Annotated in this window: 17 protein-coding genes; 9 read left to right on the plus strand and 8 right to left on the minus strand. The window is 69.2% G+C overall.

Annotated elements, in window-relative coordinates; genetic code table 11:
• Nucleotides 1-703: hypothetical protein (locus Aco03nite_RS44350; protein WP_203807638.1), on the plus strand; the 703-nt coding region annotated here is incomplete at its 5' end.
• Here the strand turns inward: Aco03nite_RS44350 and Aco03nite_RS44355 are convergent.
• From Aco03nite_RS44355 to ku, 3 genes are read right to left on the minus strand one after another with little or no spacing between them, the layout of a single operon-like run.
• On the minus strand, nt 690-1988 hold the full coding sequence (locus tag Aco03nite_RS44355) for an MFS transporter (RefSeq protein WP_307837677.1): 1299 nt from the start codon (nt 1986-1988) through the stop codon (nt 690-692). The two genes, Aco03nite_RS44350 and Aco03nite_RS44355, sit on opposite strands and share 14 nt — an antisense overlap.
• 25 nt (nt 1989-2013) lie before the next feature.
• Nucleotides 2014-2499 carry an NUDIX domain-containing protein gene (locus Aco03nite_RS44360; RefSeq protein ID WP_203807641.1) on the minus strand — a complete coding sequence of 162 codons (486 nt, stop codon included), beginning with the start codon at nt 2497-2499 and terminating at the stop codon, nt 2014-2016.
• Nucleotides 2500-2559: 60 nt separating this feature from the next.
• Nucleotides 2560-3444 carry a non-homologous end joining protein Ku gene (ku, locus tag Aco03nite_RS44365; RefSeq protein ID WP_203807643.1) on the minus strand — a complete coding sequence of 295 codons (885 nt, stop codon included), beginning with the start codon at nt 3442-3444 and terminating at the stop codon, nt 2560-2562.
• Between the two features lie 63 nt (nt 3445-3507).
• Here ku and ligD (Aco03nite_RS44370) point away from each other — a divergent pair, with 63 nt between their 5' ends.
• The 6 genes from ligD (Aco03nite_RS44370) (at nt 3508) to Aco03nite_RS44395 (ending at nt 8953) form a co-directional block, all read left to right on the plus strand.
• Complete coding sequence (gene ligD, locus Aco03nite_RS44370) at nt 3508-4449, plus strand: non-homologous end-joining DNA ligase (protein ID WP_203807645.1); 942 nt, start codon at nt 3508-3510, stop codon at nt 4447-4449.
• Nucleotides 4439-5344 carry a non-homologous end-joining DNA ligase gene (gene ligD, locus Aco03nite_RS44375; RefSeq protein ID WP_203807646.1) on the plus strand — a complete coding sequence of 302 codons (906 nt, stop codon included), beginning with the start codon at nt 4439-4441 and terminating at the stop codon, nt 5342-5344. Before ligD (Aco03nite_RS44370) ends, ligD (Aco03nite_RS44375) begins: the two co-directional genes overlap by 11 nt.
• A gap of 65 nt (nt 5345-5409) precedes the next feature.
• Nucleotides 5410-6549 carry a tryptophan synthase subunit beta gene (gene trpB / locus Aco03nite_RS44380; protein ID WP_203807648.1) on the plus strand — a complete coding sequence of 380 codons (1140 nt, stop codon included), beginning with the start codon at nt 5410-5412 and terminating at the stop codon, nt 6547-6549.
• The gene (gene trpA, locus Aco03nite_RS44385; RefSeq protein ID WP_307837678.1) at nt 6546-7376 is read left to right on the plus strand and encodes a tryptophan synthase subunit alpha; all 831 of its coding nucleotides are present in this window, start codon (nt 6546-6548) and stop codon (nt 7374-7376) included. The genes trpB and trpA overlap by 4 nt, the downstream gene beginning before the upstream one ends.
• Nucleotides 7339-8061, plus strand: a complete 723-nt coding sequence (locus tag Aco03nite_RS44390; RefSeq protein WP_203807650.1) for a GntR family transcriptional regulator — start codon at nt 7339-7341, stop codon at nt 8059-8061. Before trpA ends, Aco03nite_RS44390 begins: the two co-directional genes overlap by 38 nt.
• Nucleotides 8062-8083: 22 nt before the next feature.
• Entirely contained in the window at nt 8084-8953 is an 870-nt protein-coding gene (locus Aco03nite_RS44395) for an Ig-like domain-containing protein (RefSeq protein WP_203807652.1), read from the plus strand.
• On the opposite strand, the gene Aco03nite_RS44400 is transcribed toward Aco03nite_RS44395, so the two are convergent.
• The 4 genes from Aco03nite_RS44400 to Aco03nite_RS44415 form a co-directional block, all read right to left on the minus strand.
• Complete coding sequence (locus Aco03nite_RS44400; RefSeq protein ID WP_203807654.1) at nt 8943-9404, minus strand: YcxB family protein; 462 nt, start codon at nt 9402-9404, stop codon at nt 8943-8945. The genes Aco03nite_RS44395 and Aco03nite_RS44400 overlap by 11 nt on opposite strands.
• Before the next feature lie 19 nt (nt 9405-9423).
• A complete protein-coding gene (locus tag Aco03nite_RS44405) occupies nt 9424-11088 on the minus strand; it encodes a DNA repair helicase XPB (RefSeq protein ID WP_203807656.1) in 1665 nt (554 codons plus the stop codon).
• Between the two features lie 228 nt (nt 11089-11316).
• Entirely contained in the window at nt 11317-12132 is an 816-nt protein-coding gene (locus Aco03nite_RS44410) for an RpnC/YadD family protein (RefSeq protein WP_203807658.1), read from the minus strand.
• Nucleotides 12133-12271: 139 nt separating this feature from the next.
• Entirely contained in the window at nt 12272-14641 is a 2370-nt protein-coding gene (locus tag Aco03nite_RS44415) for a helicase-associated domain-containing protein (RefSeq protein WP_203807660.1), read from the minus strand.
• An 80-nt stretch (nt 14642-14721) separates the two neighbouring features.
• On the opposite strand from Aco03nite_RS44415, the gene Aco03nite_RS44420 reads away from it, so the two are divergent.
• Both Aco03nite_RS44420 and Aco03nite_RS44425 read left to right on the plus strand, forming a co-directional pair.
• A complete protein-coding gene (locus tag Aco03nite_RS44420) occupies nt 14722-14922 on the plus strand; it encodes a hypothetical protein (RefSeq protein ID WP_203807662.1) in 201 nt (66 codons plus the stop codon).
• 133 nt (nt 14923-15055) lie between these two features.
• Nucleotides 15056-15442, plus strand: a complete 387-nt coding sequence (locus Aco03nite_RS44425) for a cold-shock protein (RefSeq protein ID WP_203807664.1) — start codon at nt 15056-15058, stop codon at nt 15440-15442.
• 21 nt (nt 15443-15463) lie between these two features.
• On the opposite strand, the gene Aco03nite_RS44430 is transcribed toward Aco03nite_RS44425, so the two are convergent.
• A complete protein-coding gene (locus Aco03nite_RS44430; RefSeq protein ID WP_203807666.1) occupies nt 15464-16273 on the minus strand; it encodes a 1,4-dihydroxy-6-naphtoate synthase in 810 nt (269 codons plus the stop codon).
• Nucleotides 16274-16339: the final 66 nt, after the last annotated feature.

The following is a 16339-nucleotide window of genomic DNA, read 5'->3' on the forward strand; positions in this document are numbered from 1 at the left end:
CCGCACGCTTGTGGTGGGGGCCTCGCCTGCCCGGGCCGACGTGCGGCTTGCCGGGGTCTCGTTGTCCACCCAGACCGTGGTGCTGGACGGGGACGCCGGATGTGCGAACCGGGTCAAGGTCACGTTCAAGGTTCATGACCCCCGCAACGATGAGGACGAGCTGTTCGGGCTGAGTGCCGACATCACCGGGCCGGACGGGGACATCGTCGACTTCGTGTTCCCGTCGCAGGCGTCCCGCAGTGGTGACTACGCGTACTACACCGACTGGATCATGCTCTGTGGAAGTCTCGACGATCCGGGCACGTACCGGGTGCACACCGAGCTGAAGTGGTGGGACGAGAACTACGACGACTACGTCGTGGAGCGGGTCGACCGGTTCTCGGTGAAGCGGCCCACCTCGCTGACCTACGACGCGACTCCGGAGCCGGTGAAGAAGAACAGCGCTCTCACCCATCGCGGGGTGCTCAAGGCCGATCCGGTGTCGTACGGACCGAAGAAGGGTGTGAAGGGTGCGGTTCTGAAGTTCTGGTTCAAGGCCGACGGCGCCAAGACCTACGTGTACAAGGGGCAGACCACCACCGGCACCGGCGGCAAGTACAGCAAGAAGATCAAGGCCACCAGGTCCGGTACGTGGAAGGTCGTCTACGCGGGCAGTGGCACCCGGCAGCCGCAGACGAAGTACGACGCCGTCAAGGTGAAGTAGTGCGGTCGGCCGCCGTGGCGTTCCACTCGTCGTCGGCGGCCTTCTTCAGGGCCATGCCGTTCTTGCCGTTGTAGGAGACCAGCTTCGGCAGGGCGGCGGCCAGCGCCACGGTGCCGACCACGCAGAGCACACCGCCGGCCCAGATGGCGCCGGTGATGCCGAGGCCGGTGCGGGCCATCGCGCCGGAACGGAGCTGGCCGAGCAGCGGGCCGGTCGTGTAGGACAGCATCTCGATGCCGGCCAGGCGCCCGCGCAGATGGTCGGGGATCGTCTGATTCCAGATGATCATGCGGAACAGGCCGGAGATCATGTCCGCGGCGCCCGCGAAGGCCAGGCAGAACAGGGTGAGCCAGAGGGTGCCGGACAGGCCCACGCCGATGATGCCGACACCCCACAGTCCGGCCGCCACCAGGACCATCAGGCCGTGCCGGTGCACCCTCGCGGTCCACCCGGAACCGAGTGTGGCCAGCAGTGAGCCGACCGCGGGCGCGGCGTAGAGCAGGCCCAGCACCTTCGGGCCGCCCAGATCCTCGGCGAGGAACGGGTAGAGCGCGGCCGGCATGCCGAAGAACATCGCGTTGATGTCGACCAGGTAGGTGCCGAGCAGTTCGGGGCGGGACCGGGCGTACTTCAGGCCGGTGACCACGCTGTTCAGCGACGGCCGGTCGGCGGCCACCGGCGGCGGGATCGCCTTCACCAGGGTCAGGCAGATCAGCGAGACCACGAAGGTGCCGAGGTCGAACAGGTACACCCAGTGCAGGTCGAAGGTGGCCAGCAGAACCCCGGCCAGCGGCATGCCGAGCAACTGGGCGAACTGCATGCCGACCGACTGGACCGCCATGGTGGCCGGCACCTGTTCCGGTTTCACCAGCCGCGGGATCATCGCCTCCAGGGCGGGGCGCTGCAGACCGGCGACACCGGCGGTGAGGAACGCGGCGACGTACAACAGCCACAGGTGCGGCTCGTCGGAGAGCGAGTTGACCAGCAGGATCCCGCAGATCGCGGCGAGCGCCAGCTCACTGCCCCGGACCAGCAGCCGCCTGTCGATGTAGTCGGCGAGCGCGCCGCCGACGAACGACATGATCAGCAGCGGGAGCAGCTCGCAGACACCGATCAGGCCGACCATCAGCGGGTCGTCGGTCAGCTTCGCCACCTGGTACGGGATGGTGACGTAGCTGATGAACGACCCGAACGCGGTGACCACGCCGCCGATGAAGACGAGCCGGAAATCCCGGGAGGTGCGTAACGGGGACAGGTCCAGCCCGAATCGACGGTTCTTGATCACGAACCGCCATCCTGCCAGTTCGCCCCTATTTCATCACCAGAATTCCCGTCTCCCGGAACTGCGCGAGGTCGGCGAGGGCCTCGTCGATCACGAACGACTCCTGCGGCAGCGCGTCCAGTGCGAAGAAACCGGCGTCGACACTCTCGTCGGTCTCGCGCAGCAGCTCGCCCTCCCAGGAGTGCACCACGAAGGTCATCAGGACCTGCTGGTACGTGTGCCGATACTCGTTCGTGTACGTGTACGCGGTGTAGAACGCGTACGGCGTCAGGGAGGTGGCCTTGAGCCCGGTCTCCTCCCACAGCTCCCGGACCGCACACTCCTGCATGCTCTCGCCCAGCTCCATCGCCCCGGCCGGGATCGCCCACCGCCGGTTGTCGGAGCGCTGGATCAGCAGCAGCCGGTTCTGTTCGTCGAGCACCACCGTGCGGGCCCCGACGAAGAAGATCGTGTCGCCGTCACCGACACTCGCGCGGACCTTCCCCAGATACGACTCCGCCCACGTCAGTGCCATCGCGCCACCCCATATCCCACGCCCATGGGAGAATGTCCCACGCCCATGGGAGAAGAGTAGTCACGCGGACTTCTTCGCGCGTGTGGCCTTCTTCGCAGGCGCGCCTGTGGCCTTCTTCGCCGGGGCGCGGGCGGCTTTCTTCTTAGGCGGCGCTGACGAGGAACCGCTCCGGGCCTTCTGCGCCCGCTCCACGGACGCCTTCAACGCGGCCATCAGGTCGATCGCGGCGGGCGCGGCCTCCTCCGGCTCCTCGGCCTGGACCACCTCGCGGCCCTCGACCTTGGCGTCGATGACCTCCTGCAGCGCGGTCCGGTAGTTGTCGGTGAAGTCGGCCGGCTCGAAACTGCCGGCCATCGAGTCGATCAGGGAGCTGGCCATAGCCAACTCGGCGGGCCGGGTCTCGATGTCGTCGTCGAGGAACCCGAACTCGGGCGCGCGCACCTCGTCCGGCCAGAGCATGGTATTGAGGACGAGCACGTCGTCGCGGACCCGCAGGGTGGCGAGCTGCTCCCGCTGCCGGATCGCGATCTTGACGATGGCCACCCGCTCGGCGTCGCGCAGAGCGTCCCGCAACAGCACGTAGGGCTTCGCGGCCTGCCCCTCGGGTTCCAGATAGTACGACTTGGCGAAGAGAATAGGGTCGATCTGTTCAGATGGAACAAATTCGAGTACGTCAATAGCCCTTGACGTACTGAGCGGAAGTTCGGCGAAATCCTCATCGGTGAGTATCACCATTTCGCCGCCGCCGATGTCGTACCCCTTGGCGATGTCGTCGTAGCTGACCACCTCGCCGTCGACCGAGCAGGTGCGCTGGTACTTGATGCGCCCGCCGTCGGTGCGGTGCACCTGGTGGAAGCGGATGTCCTTTTCCTCGGTGGCCGAATAGAGCTTGACGGCGATCGACACCAGGCCGAACGAGACCGCGCCCTTCCAGATCGCTCGCATGACCTCAGAATGGCATTACTGAGACGCCTGCGTCAGGTGAACGATTTTGCCTATGGTGATCGAGTGCCGGGATCACCCCTGTCTCCCATGCTCGCGACCGCGGGCGGGTTGCCGGTGGGCCCGGACTGGAGCTTCGAGTTCAAGTGGGACGGGGTCCGGGCGCTCGCGCTGTTCAGCGGCGGGCCGCCCGACCTGTTCGCCCGGTCCGGCGCGGTGATCACCGCCGCCTACCCGGAGATCGCCGGGCTGCACATGCCCGAGGGCACGCTGCTGGACGGGGAGATGGTGGTGCTGGACGCCTCGGGGCGGCCGTCGTTCACCGCGCTCGCCGAGCGGATGCACGTCCGGGACAAGCGGCGGGCCGCCCAGCTGGCCGCGGCGCTGCCGGTCACCTACCTGATCTTCGACCTGCTCTTCCTCGACGGGATCGATTACACCGGGTTACCGTACCTCGCTCGGCGGGAGCGGCTGGAGGAACTCGAACTGGCCGGTACGCACTGGATGGTGCCGCCGTCGTTCGGGGACGGGGCGGCCACCGAGGCGGCCGCCCGGGAGAACCACCTCGAAGGCGTGATGGCCAAACGCTCCGACTCGGTCTACCTGCCCGGACGTCGATCTGCGGACTGGGTGAAGATCAAGTTCGACCGGACCGGGGACTACGTGATCGGTGGCTGGCGGCCGGGGGCGCGCAAGCTCGGCGGCCTGCTGGTGGGCGTACCGGAAAAGGGTGGCCTGGCCTTTCGGGGGCGGGTCGGTGGTGGAATCGGGGCGGTTGCTGAGCGTGACCTTCTCTCGCGGCTGGCGCCGCTCGCCACCCCGGATTCGCCGTTCGCTCCCGGTGCCGTGCCCCGTGAGGACGCCCGGGGAGTTCATTGGGTACGCCCGGAGCTGGTCGCCGAGATCCGGTACGGCAATCAGACCCCCGATCTGAGGCTGCGTTTCCCACGCTTCCTGCGCCTGCGTGACGACAAACCGCCGGAGGAGTGCGCCGACGATGCCTCGTGACCGGATCCCGGTGACCATCGAGGGCCGCGACGTCGAGCTCTCCAACCTGGACAAGCTGATGTACCCGGCGGCCGGCTTCACCAAGGGCGAGGTGATCGACTACTACACCCGGATCGCCCCGGTGATGCTGCCGCACCTCACCGGGCGTCCGGTGACCCGGATCCGCTATCCGAACGGGGTCGGCGAGCCGCACTTCTTCGAGAAGAACAAACCCGGAGGAACCCCCGCCTGGGTACGCCTGGAGATGCTGCCCGTGCCCGGGTCCACGAAGAGCCGGGAGGCCATCGACTTCGTGGTCGTCGACGAGCTGGCCACCCTGGTCTGGCTGGCCAACCTGGCGGCGATCGAGCTGCACACCCCGCAGTGGCGGATCGGCGCCGACCCGGACCTGCTGGTCGTCGACTTGGACCCGGGCGCGCCGGCCGGCCTGAAGGAGTGCTGCGCGGTGGCGGTCCTGATGCGCGACCGGCTGGCCGCCGACGGGATCACCGCGTTCCCGAAGACCTCCGGCCGCAAGGGCATGCAGCTGTGCTGCCCGATCTCCGGCACCCAGTCGTCGGCGGTGGTCGCGGAGTACGCCCACCGGGTCGCCGACGAACTGGCCACGATGGTGCCCGCCTCGATCACCGCGAAGATGGCCAAGCAGATCCGCCCCGGCAAGGTCTTCATCGACTGGAGCCAGAACGCGGCGGCCAAGACGACGGTCACCCCGTACTCGCTGCGGGCCGGCGATTCCCCGACCGCCTCCACCCCGCTGACCTGGGACGAGGTTCTGAAAATGGCCACCGGCCGGCAGCCGGCGAGACAGTTCGCCCCGGCCGCCGTCCTGGACCGGGTCGAACGGCACGGTGATCTGCTCGCCGCCCTGCTGGAGCCCGGCCCGCCCCTCCCGTAGTTGTTCCGTCCACACCCCATGTGTATAACTGTTATAGAACTCAGTTCTAGAACAGTGGGGGTGTCATGCGTGAGCCTCAGAACGGGCGGTTCGGTGACTACGGGGGCCGGTTCGTGCCCGAGTCGCTGATCCCGGCCTGCGCGGCGGTCGAGAGTGCGTTTCGGGAGGCGTGGGGCGACCCGGAGTTCCGGTCTGAGCTAAAAAGACTCCTCGCCGTGTACGCCGGGCGGCCCACCGCGCTCACCCCGGCGCTGCGGCTCTCCGCCGAGCTCGGGGTGACCGTGCTGCTCAAGCGGGAGGATTTGGCGCACACCGGCTCCCACAAGATCAACAACGTGCTGGGGCAGGCGCTGCTCGCCAAGCGGATGGGTAAGACCCGGCTGCTCGCCGAGACCGGCGCCGGCCAGCACGGCGTCGCCACCGCCACCGCCGCCGCCCTGCTCGGGCTGGACGCCACCGTCTTCATGGGCGAGGTCGACATCGAGCGGCAGGCCCTCAACGTCTTCCGGATGCGGATGCTCGGCGCCGAGGTCGTCCCGGTCACCGGCGGCACCCGCACCCTCAAGGACGCCACCAGCGAGGCCATGCGGCAGTGGGTGACCTGCGTCGACCATGCCCACTACTGCCTGGGCTCGGTGATGGGCCCGCACCCGTACCCGTGGATGGTCCGGGAATTTCAGCGGGTCATCGGGGACGAGGCCCGGGAGCAGTGCGCCGGCACCCCCGACTACGTGGTCGCCTGTGTCGGCGGCGGCTCGAACGCGGCCGGGACCTTCGCCGGGTTCGCCGACACCGGGGCGACGCTGGTCGGGGTCGAGGCGGAGGGTGGCGCGGCGATCGCGTTCGGGCGGGCCGGGGTGCTGCACGGGTTCCGGTCGTACCTGCTGCAGGACGAGTTCGGGCAGGTCAGCGAGGCGCACTCGATCGCGCCCGGGCTCGACTACCCGGGGATCGGGCCGGAACACGCACACCTCAACGACATCGGCCGGGCCCGGTACACGGTGGTCTCCGACGACGAGGTCGTCCCGGCGGTGCACCGGCTGGCCCGTACCGAAGGAATCCTCTGCGCTCTGGAATCCGCACACGCGATCGCCTGGGTGATCCGGGCGGCCGGGACCGGGGAACTGCCGGCCGGCTCGACCGTGCTGGTGACGGTCTCCGGGCGCGGCGACAAGGACATGGCGACTCTGATGGGAGCAGCGTGACTCTCTCGGTGGGGGACAACGTGAACGTCGAGGAACACCTGCGCCGGCGCCGGGACGAGGGGCGGCCGCTGCTGGTGCCCTATCTGACCGGCGGGATCAGCGCGGACTGGACCCGGTACCTGACCGAGTACGCCCGGGCCGGCGCCGACGCGATCGAGATCGGACTGCCGTTCTCCGACCCGATCCTGGACGGGCCGGTGATCCAGGAGGCCTCCGACCGTGCGTTACGGCGGGGTGTCACGGTCCGTGACCTGCTCGCCGAGGTGGCCGCGGTCGACGTGGGGGTGCCGCTGATCGCGATGACCTACTACAACCTGGTCGCGCAGAGCCCGGACTTCTGCCGGGGCCTGGCCGCGGCCGGGATCACCGGGCTGATCGTGCCGGACCTGCCGGTCGACGAGGCGGCGCCCCTGGTGGCGGCGGCGGAGGCGGCGGGTGTCGCGTTGACACTGCTGGCGGCGCCGTCCACGCCCGCGGACCGGCTCGCCGAGATCGCCCGGGTGTCCCGCGGCTTCGTCTACACGGTGTCGGTGATGGGCACCACCGGGACGGAGTTCGCCGAGTCCGGCGGGCGGATCGCGGCGTCGGTGCGGGCACTCACCGACCGGCCGGTGCTGCTCGCCTTCGGCATCTCCACCACCGGGCACGCGGTCACCGCCGCCGGGCACGCCGACGGGGTGGTGATCGGGGCCGCGCTGATGCGCCGGATCCTGGACGGCGGGACACCGGAACAGCTCGGGGACGTCCTGGCGTCGTTCCGGCGGGCGCTGGACGATAGCGTGATGACCCGTGAGCAGGGTTCCCGCGTACCGGCAGATCGCTCTTGATCTGACCGACAAGATCCGCACGGGCGTGTTCCGGCCCGGCGAGGCGCTGCCGGCCCAGCGGGATCTCAGCGCGCAGTACGGCGTGACGCTGATGACCCTGCGCCAGGCGCTGTCGTCGTTGCGCGACGACGGGCTGATCGTGCAGCAGGCCGGCCGGGGCACGTTCGTCGCGCCGGTCCAGGCCACCTATCGCGTCGACACGTTGCGCAGTTTTGTCGAGGATCTGCGCGAGCAGGGCCAGGACGTGACGACCGAGGTGGTGTCGGTGGCCGCCGAGAACGGTCTGCGGCTGGAGCGGGTGCGGTACCTCGGTGACCAGCCGGTGATCCACCAGATCTCGTGGGTGCCGGAACCACACGGCTCCCGGGTGAGCGACGAGGACTTCCGGCGGATGTCGCTCTACGTGGCGCTGGCCGAGACCGGCGTGACGATCGTGCGGGCCTCGGAGCGGATCGTTCCGGGGCTGCTCGACCCGGTGAGTGCCGCCCGGCTGAGGCGCCCGGCGGGCAGTGCGGTCTTCGTGAGTGAGCGGACCACCTACGCCATGGACGACGAGCCGGTGGTCACCGACCGTGCGGTGATCCTCGGCGACCTGATGGAGATCCGTGCCGAACGGGCGGCGACCCGGGTATCCGTGCAGTGGGGGACGGTACGGGATCGTCCGAACGAAGGATCCGCGGAATGATCATGGCCGTTAGCGTGTCCACATGGGCCTCAAGCACGTTGCTGCCGTCGCGGCACTATCCACATCGCTGATCCTGGCGAACGCGATCCCGGCCGCGGCCGCCGCCGACGAACAGGCGCCGAAGATCGGCATCACCTCGAGCACCCTGTTCGGGCCGGGCCGCAACGAGCTGGTCGCCACGATCAGTGACGACACCGCCGTCACCCGGATCGAGTGGTTCATCGACGGGGCGGTGCGGTCGACCGCAACCCGGTTCTACTACGACTTCGGCACCCGCAGCCGCAACCTGACCGTTCAGGTCAAGGCCTGGGACGCGGCGGGCAACGTGACGACGCTCCGGTTCATCGTCACCGTCGATGCCGCCGCGCCGACCGTGACAGGGGTCAGCCCGGCCGCCGGTGCGCTGGTCAGGAGCCGGCAGATCACCAGCGTGATCCGGGTTGCCGACCCCGCCGGGGCAGACGGGTTCCTGTTCGGCGGCAGCCCGGTCCAGGCCGGGAACGGCACCCTGCGATCCACCCTGAAAGTCGACCGGGACGGCCGGGCCGAACTGCTCTGGGGCGTGTGGGACTCCCGGGGCAACGAGCGCACGGTCAAGCGCAGCGTGATCGTCGACACCACCAAACCGGCACTGACCGTGACCAAGGCGCCGAAGAACAAGGCGAAGGTCAAGGGCACGCTCAAGGTCACCGCGTCGGCCACGGACAAGAACGGGATCGCCCGGGTCGAACTGCTGATCAACGGCAAGGTGGTCGCCACCGACACCAAGGCGGCCTACTCGTTCTCGATCAACACCAGGAAGTTCGGCAAGAAGATCAAATTCCAGTTGCGGGCGTACGACCGGGCAGGCAACGTCCGCACCACCGCTGCCCGCAACTGGGTCAGGATTTGACCTTCACCGGGGCCGTCGCCAGGAACGCGTCGATGGTGGCCTGATCCTCCGGGCTGAACGCGGCCCGGGGCAGCACCGCCTGCATCGCGCCGGTCTTCAGCAGCCAGCCGTGCTTGGTGACCTTCACCCAGGTCAGACCGGCCCAGGCCAGCCGCGACTCGGCCTGCGCCGCCCGGGTGTGCAGCTCCGTCTCGTTGAGCACGTAGTGCACCGGCTCGGCCAGGATCTGCTGCTGCTGCCGCCAGGTCAGGAACGCGATCAGCTCCGGGAAGACGATCACCAGCGGCATGGCGTACATCCAGGGGCTGTCCTTGCCCGTGTCGGTGGTCAGCAGCAGCAGAAGGATCCCGCTGCCGCTGACCCACATCGCGAAGCGGGCCTTACCGAGTGCCGCCATAGTGAGCCGGCGGAATGTCGAATAGGTGTGCTGGAAGGTCCCCGTGATGTTCACCGCACGAAGAGTAGGGCAGTTAGTCGATCTTGGGCAGGGGCGGGCCGAGCACGTCATCCGCATCGACGATCTTGTACGCGTAGCCCTGCTCGGCCAGGAACCGCTGCCGGTGCGCGGCGTAATCGGTGTCGATCGTGTCCCGCGACACCACCGTGTAGAAGTGCGCCTGCCGCCCGTCACCCTTCGGCCGCAGCACCCGGCCCAGCCGCTGCGCCTCCTCCTGCCGGGAACCGAACGTGCCCGACACCTGGACCGCCACCGCCGCCTCCGGCAGATCGATCGAGAAGTTGCCCACCTTCGACAGCACCAGCGTCCGCAACGAACCGTCCCGGAACGCGTCGAACAGCCGCTCCCGCTCCTTGTTCGTCGTCGAACCCTGCACGATCGGCGCATCCAGGAACTCGCCCAGCTCGTGCAACTGGTCCAGGAACCCCCCGATCACCAGCACCTGCTCGTCCGGGTGCTTGTCCACCAGCGCCTTCACCACAGGCAGTTTCGTCCGGGCGGTGGCCGCCACCCGGTACCGCTCCTCGGCCTCGGTCACCGCGTACGACATCCGCTCGGTATCGGTCAGGGTGACCCGGACCTCGACACACTCCGCCGGGGCGATCCAGCCCTGCGCCTCGATGTCCTTCCACGGGGCGTCGTAACGCTTCGGGCCGATCAGCGAGAAGACGTCACCCTCCCGGCCGTCCTCCCGGACCAGCGTCGCCGTCAGCCCCAGCCGCCGCCGCGCCTGCAGATCGGCGGTGAACCGGAAGATCGGCGCCGGCAGCAGGTGTACCTCGTCGTAGACGACCAGACCCCAGTCCCGCGCCCCGAACAGGTCCAGATGGGTGAACGCGCCACCCCGCCGCGACGTCAGCACCTGGTACGTCGCGATCGTGACCGGACGGATCTCCTTACGCTCGCCGCTGTACTCGCCGATCTCGTCCTCGGTCAGCGTCGTGCGCGCCAGCAGCTCCCGCTTCCACTGCCGGCCGGCCACCGTGTTCGTCACCAGGATCAGCGTCGTCGCCTTCGCCGTCGCCATGGCCGCCGCCCCGACCAGGGTCTTTCCCGCGCCACATGGCAGCACCACGACCCCGGACCCGCCGGCCCAGAAACCATCGACGGCCTCTTGCTGGTACGACCGGAGAGTCCAGCCGTCCTCCCTCAACTCGATCGGGTGGGCCTCCCCGTCGACGTAACCCGCCAGGTCCTCGGCCGGCCAGCCCAGCTTCAACAGCGCCTGCTTGAGACGCCCCCGCTCCGAACCGTGCACCAGGATCGTGTCGTCGTCGACCTTGGCGCCGAGCATGCCCGCCAGCTTCTTCGACTTCGCCACCTCGACCAGCACGATCCGGTCCAGACCACGCAGGACCAGGCCGTGCACCGGGTCGTTCAGCAGCTGCAGCCGCCCGTACCGGTCCATCGTCTCGGCCACGTCCACCAGCAACGCGTGCGGCACCGGGTACCGCGAGAACTTGATCAGCGAGTCGACGACGCTCTCCGCGTCGTGCCCCGCCGCCCGTGAATTCCACAACCCCAACGGCGTCAGCCGATAGGTGTGCACATGCTCCGGAGACCGCTCCAGCTCCGCGAACGGCGCAATGGCCATCCGGCAGGCCTGCGAATCCGGGTGATCAACCTCCAGGAGCAGAGTCTTGTCCGACTGCACGATCAGTGGTCCGCCGCCGCTCACGCGCACACCCTCCGAGAAGCCAAAAGTCGACCCTCAAGTGTGCCACGAATCCCGCCGACAACCGTTCCCCTCCAACCGGTGTCGGTATGGGGGAGGGGACCAGGCCACCGCGAGGTCGCTGTGTGACCGAGGTCTCATGCAACCTGAAGATCCCCTGGAGCGTGTATCAGGCGACGAGGTGCGGGCGGTGCCACTTATCGGGGGTGCACCGCCCGCCGCCCCGTTTGGTCAGGCGTCTCGGCCGGCGAGGGCCTTCAGCTGGTCCAGATCGTCGAAGGCGGCCCGCTGGACCGACGTCTCAGAATCCGCTTCGAGGAGTGCCTTGGCGATCAGCTCCGCTTGGCGCCGGTTGAGACCTCGATGTTCGAGATTCTTCACAGTGTTGGTGTGAGCCGACTCGGCGAGGCCCTTTGTGCGGCCTTCCTCGACGAACTCCTCTGCCCACGTGAGTTCGCTGATGCTGTCCTGCGACATGTTGGCCTCCCTCAAGGCTCTCTCGATATCTTCCCGCTTCATCACCACGGAGGCAAAGGTCAGCGTCGTGTTGACCAAGTCCTGAGCTCGGAATCCCGGTTCAACCGATGTCACGATGTGCATGACTTTCACCAGGCGCTGTCCATGAGACTCGCCGTCGCCGACGGGGGCGAGCATGGACCAGGGGGCCTTCACTGGATCACTGAGCGCCTCTTCGGGGTCGAGGTCGCGGGCATAGTGGGTCTCGAATTCGAAGTACAGGTCGGGTGGCTCATCGATCCGTGACGGGGACGTCCCCTCGCCCAGAACGATGACATGTTGGTGGATCTTCTTGTCCGCGTAATCCGGTTCAACCCGTAGAAGGCTGCGGTAGATCAGCATCCGATCCGCCATCGTCGGATCGGCTCGGCGCTGGAACTCGAAGTGAAGGACCTGATCGTCGCCGGTCAGGACCAGGTCGGCGTTTCGGCGATCGACATGGATCGCGGTCAAGTTCAGCTCGGTGGCTCCATGCCCGGTTCTGGCCGGTACATCGATGCCGAAGACCTGGCCGAACCGGACAGGATCCATGTTGGCGATCCGTTTGGAGCTGACGTCGTATTGATTTGTTGCGAGTGCGATGGTGCTGCCCTCCCCATTGAAAGCATGCGACTACCTGACTCGAACATATAGATTCGGGTCAGGTAGTCGCAAGCTACTAGGTTCGGGACTACTCTTCCGTGACTGCTGCGGTGATTCTGTGCAGGGCGAACGTGTGCAGGGACTCGCCCCGTTCGTCTTCTGCTCTCAGGTAACCGGCGCTCATCGACACCGGGCGTACCAGGCGGGACAGGGTGGCTCCGTGGGAGTCGACGTAACCGACCCACACCCGGGCCTTGTCGCGGACCGCCTGCTGGAGGACCGCCATCGCCTGGGTGTGCTGCTGCACCGCCGTCAAACCGGGGATGGCCTGGCCGTGGGCCGCCCGGACCGTCACCGGGGCGCGCCGGGCCGCCCGGGTGGCCACGTCGCCCCGGCGTAGCTGTTCGACCACTCCGGCCAGGCGTGGGCCGGTCAGCAGCGGGGCCGCGGGCTCGGCGATCCGGGCCGAACGGCTCGGGGCGCGGCGGGTCTTGGGCCTGGTCAGGACGGTGGCGCCGCCGGCGTCCTCGGCCACCGGGGCGTACCCCACCTCCCGCAGCGCGCCCAGCAACCTGGCCACCGGGCGGGGGCTGACCAGCACGGTCGGGGCGATCCGGCGCATCTCCAGGGTGCCCAGCCGCTTGTCGGCCACCACCTCCGCCAGCAGCGCCTCGTCGTCGCTGCGCAGGTAGGAACCGGCCGAGCCGCTGCGCAGGCCGCCGTGTCGCCGGGCGGCGTCGTCGATCAGGTAGGTGAGGGTCTGCGGTACCGGGGTGCGGGACCGTCTGCGGAACAGATCGTGCAGGTCGGCGGCCTGATAGCCGACGTCGAAGGCGCGCCGGACGCTGGCGGGGGTGACCCGGAAGACGCTGGCGCCGCCGGCCGACTCGGGTTCGGCGAGCACGTCCAGTTCGCCGGCCAGCTCCGGCTCGGGCGGGCCGGGCACGACCACCGTCAGGTCGGCCTGCACCAGGATGTGGTCGACGGGTTCCGGCAGCAGCTGGTCCAGGGTGCGGACCGCGTCGGCGTGGCTGTCCTCCGGGTGCAGCACCCCGAGCGGGTCGTCGCCGTCGTCGCCGGGGCCGGTCAAGAGCACGCGGCTGTACGAGGTGAGAGCCCCGAGCCCGGTGATGCCCAGCATCGCGGCGCCGGCCCACGCGTCCCGGTGTGCCGCCTCCCGGCCGCGGGATCGGCGGGGCGCCTGCCAGGTGAGCAGGCCGAGCAGCGCGTCGACGGGTGGCGCGGTGCCGGGGTCGAGGTCACCGAGGACGGCCAGGGCCTCCCGGCGGGCCTGGGGCGCTCCGGCCCGTTCGGCGTCGGGGGCGAGCGCGTTGATCGGGCGGTCCCGTTCGTCACGTCTGCCGATCAGGCCGGGCTGGCGGGTCATGGCGAGCCAGGCGCGGGCGAGGGCCGCCCAGCGGTGGGCGATCCCGGTCGAGCGCCACAGGTCGTACTGCCCGGTCGGCAGGAAGTTGTCGGCCCCGGTGCCGTTCTCGGATTCGCCGAGCAGCCCGGCCGCGTACGTCGTCTCCACCAGCAGAGCCGCGCCGGCTTCGTCGATGCCCGCCGCTTTGGCCAGCCGTTTCAGGTCACGGACGCCGAGTCCGCCGGTACGCAGCACCGGGGCCGGCTCGGTGGCCAGGGCCTCCAGCAGCGCCTCGGTGGCGCGTACCGCCTCCATGGTCTGCCCGGCCCCGGCGGAGTCGGCGGACCGCGGGTCGCGGGCCGGGCCGTCGAGGACCGGCGCGACCGGGCGCAGCACCCCGAGCGGGCCGGTGTCCCGGCGCAGCAGCATGCCGACCTCGCGGGGGAGTTCGACGAGTTCGCCGTCGGGGCGCGGGGCCCGCCCGGCTTCCGAGACCGGGACGAGGACGTGCTGGTCGACGAGCCAGCGGACCGGCTCGGCGACGCTGTCCCGGTTGAGGGCGCCGACCGGGGGACCGGCGGCGAGCCGGTCCAGGACCGCGCGGGCGCCGGGTGGCGCGGCCAGCACGGTGCGCCGGAGCTTGGCCCGGTCCGCACAGAGGGCGGCGGCCTGCGGGTCCAGGAAGTCGGCGGGCCGGCCGAGCCCGGCGGGGTACGGCGAGGTGACCTCGTCGACGGCGCCGACGACGTGCAGCGCCTCGGGCGGCCCGTGCAGCAGGAACCGGACCCGCAGGCGGTCGATCGCGGCCCGCGCGTCCTCGGCGACGTCCTCGCCGGCGAGCTGCAGGATGTCGTCGACCGAGGTCAGGGCGGTGTCGGCGGCCCGGCTCAGGCGGGCCGCGTCGAGGACGGTGAGAGTGAACTCGTCGAGGCCGTCGAGACAGCGGGCGACGGAGTTACGGGACTGGGCGCGTACGGCGAGGGCCGAGATGTCGGCGGGCACCGGGACGACGAGGTCGGGGCGCAACTGTATGAGCGCGCCCAGCGCCTCGTCGGGCAGCGACCGGAGTTGATCGGCAAATGTGGTGGCCATCGTCTTCAACGCTAACGTTCATGGGACCATGGTGTCGGGTCCGGGCGTGGCCGGACCTCACTTCACGAGGAGGACCGAAAGTGGCGAAGCCCAAGACCGCCGGCAGCTCGACGCCGTCGAATGAGCAACCCGGGCTGCGCGGAGTGGACATGAAGGGGCACCTCGAGGTCTCGGAGCTCCTGTCCGACCGTGCCGCCGCCCCGTCCCCCTTCGGAGACGACCTGACGTTCCCTCTTCCGGTGGAGAGCCTGAGCTACCGGGCGGCCAGCCGGCACCCCTGAAAACCGGACCTGATCACCGGGATCGGACCGCTGTCCGCCACATAACTCGATGAGATTGCAGTTGGGTCCGGGCCGTCCGCTGGATAGCCTGGGCGTAAGCGGTTGTGTCCATTGAGTGAAGTTGAGGTCAGCGGTGCCCACGGGTCGAGTGAAGTGGTACGACGCTACGAAGGGGTTCGGATTCGTCACCAGTGACGAGGGCGGAGACGTTTTCCTTCCCAAGGGTGCGCTGCCGGCGGGGGTCACGGAACTGAAAACGGGCCAGCGGGTCGAGTTCGGCGTCGTGGACAGCCGGAAGGGCGCGCAGGCCATGGGTGTGAAGCTCCTGGACGCCCCACCGTCCCTGGCCGAGTTGCGCCGCCGTCCGGCGGACGAGTTGGCCAGCATGATCGAAGACATGATCAAGGTCCTGGAGAGCTCGGTGCAGCCGTCGCTGCAGCGCGGGCGCTACCCGGACAAGAAGACCTCACTGAAGATCGCGCAGCTGGTGCACGCGGTCGCCAGGGAGTTCGAGGTCTGAGTAGTTATTAGATCTGAGTAGTTACAGAAACGACGGCACCGCAGGCGTCAAACCCGCCGCCGCTGCTCGCCCCAGAAGGGCGTCGGCGGCGGCGAGTCCGTCTTTGCCCAGCTCCAGGGTGAATTCGTTGACGTAGAGCTCGATGTGCTGCCGGACCACGGCGGGCTCCATCTCCTGCGCGTTGGCGAGGATGAAGTCCTGGCTGGCGGACGGGTCGAGCCAGCCCTGGCGCAGTGACTCGCGGATCCACTCGGTGGCGGCGGCCGGGTCGACGGCGCCGCGCTTGGCGAGGATCGCGCCGAGCGGGATCGGCAGGCCGGTGTCGCTCTCCCACCACTCGCCGAGGTCGACGAGAGCGTTCAGCCCATACCTCGGATAGGTGAACCGGGCCTCGTGGATGACCAGGCCGGCGTCGAAGCGGCCGTCGGCCACCCCGGGCATGATCTGGTGGAACGGCACCACCTCGATTTTGGCCGGTCGCTGATCGGCGGCCCAGAGCCGGAAGAGCAGATATGCGGTGGTGCGGTCGCCGGGCACGGCCACGGTCGCGCCGTTCAGGTCGGTGCGGTCCTTCGTCAGTACGAGCGGACCACAGCCCCGCCCGAGCGCGCCCCCGCAATGCAGCAGCTCGTAGTCGTCCAGCAGCCACGGCAGCGCTGCGTAACTCACTTTGACCAGGTCGAACCGGCCGTCGAGGGCGGCCGTGTTGGTGACGTCGACGTCGGCGAACGTCAGGTCGACAGGCGGTGCGCCGGGCACCAGCCCGTGCACGAGCGCATGGAAGACGAACGTGTCGTTGGGGCAGGGGGAGACCGCCAGGGAGAGCGCCACGACCTCCACGCTAGTCCGTGTCGGTCCAGGCCGCCCGGGTGCGTGGCGCACGCCGCACACAACTGG

The sequence above is a fragment of the Actinoplanes couchii genome (genome assembly GCF_016862075.1).
Classification (GTDB): domain Bacteria; phylum Actinomycetota; class Actinomycetes; order Mycobacteriales; family Micromonosporaceae; genus Actinoplanes; species Actinoplanes couchii.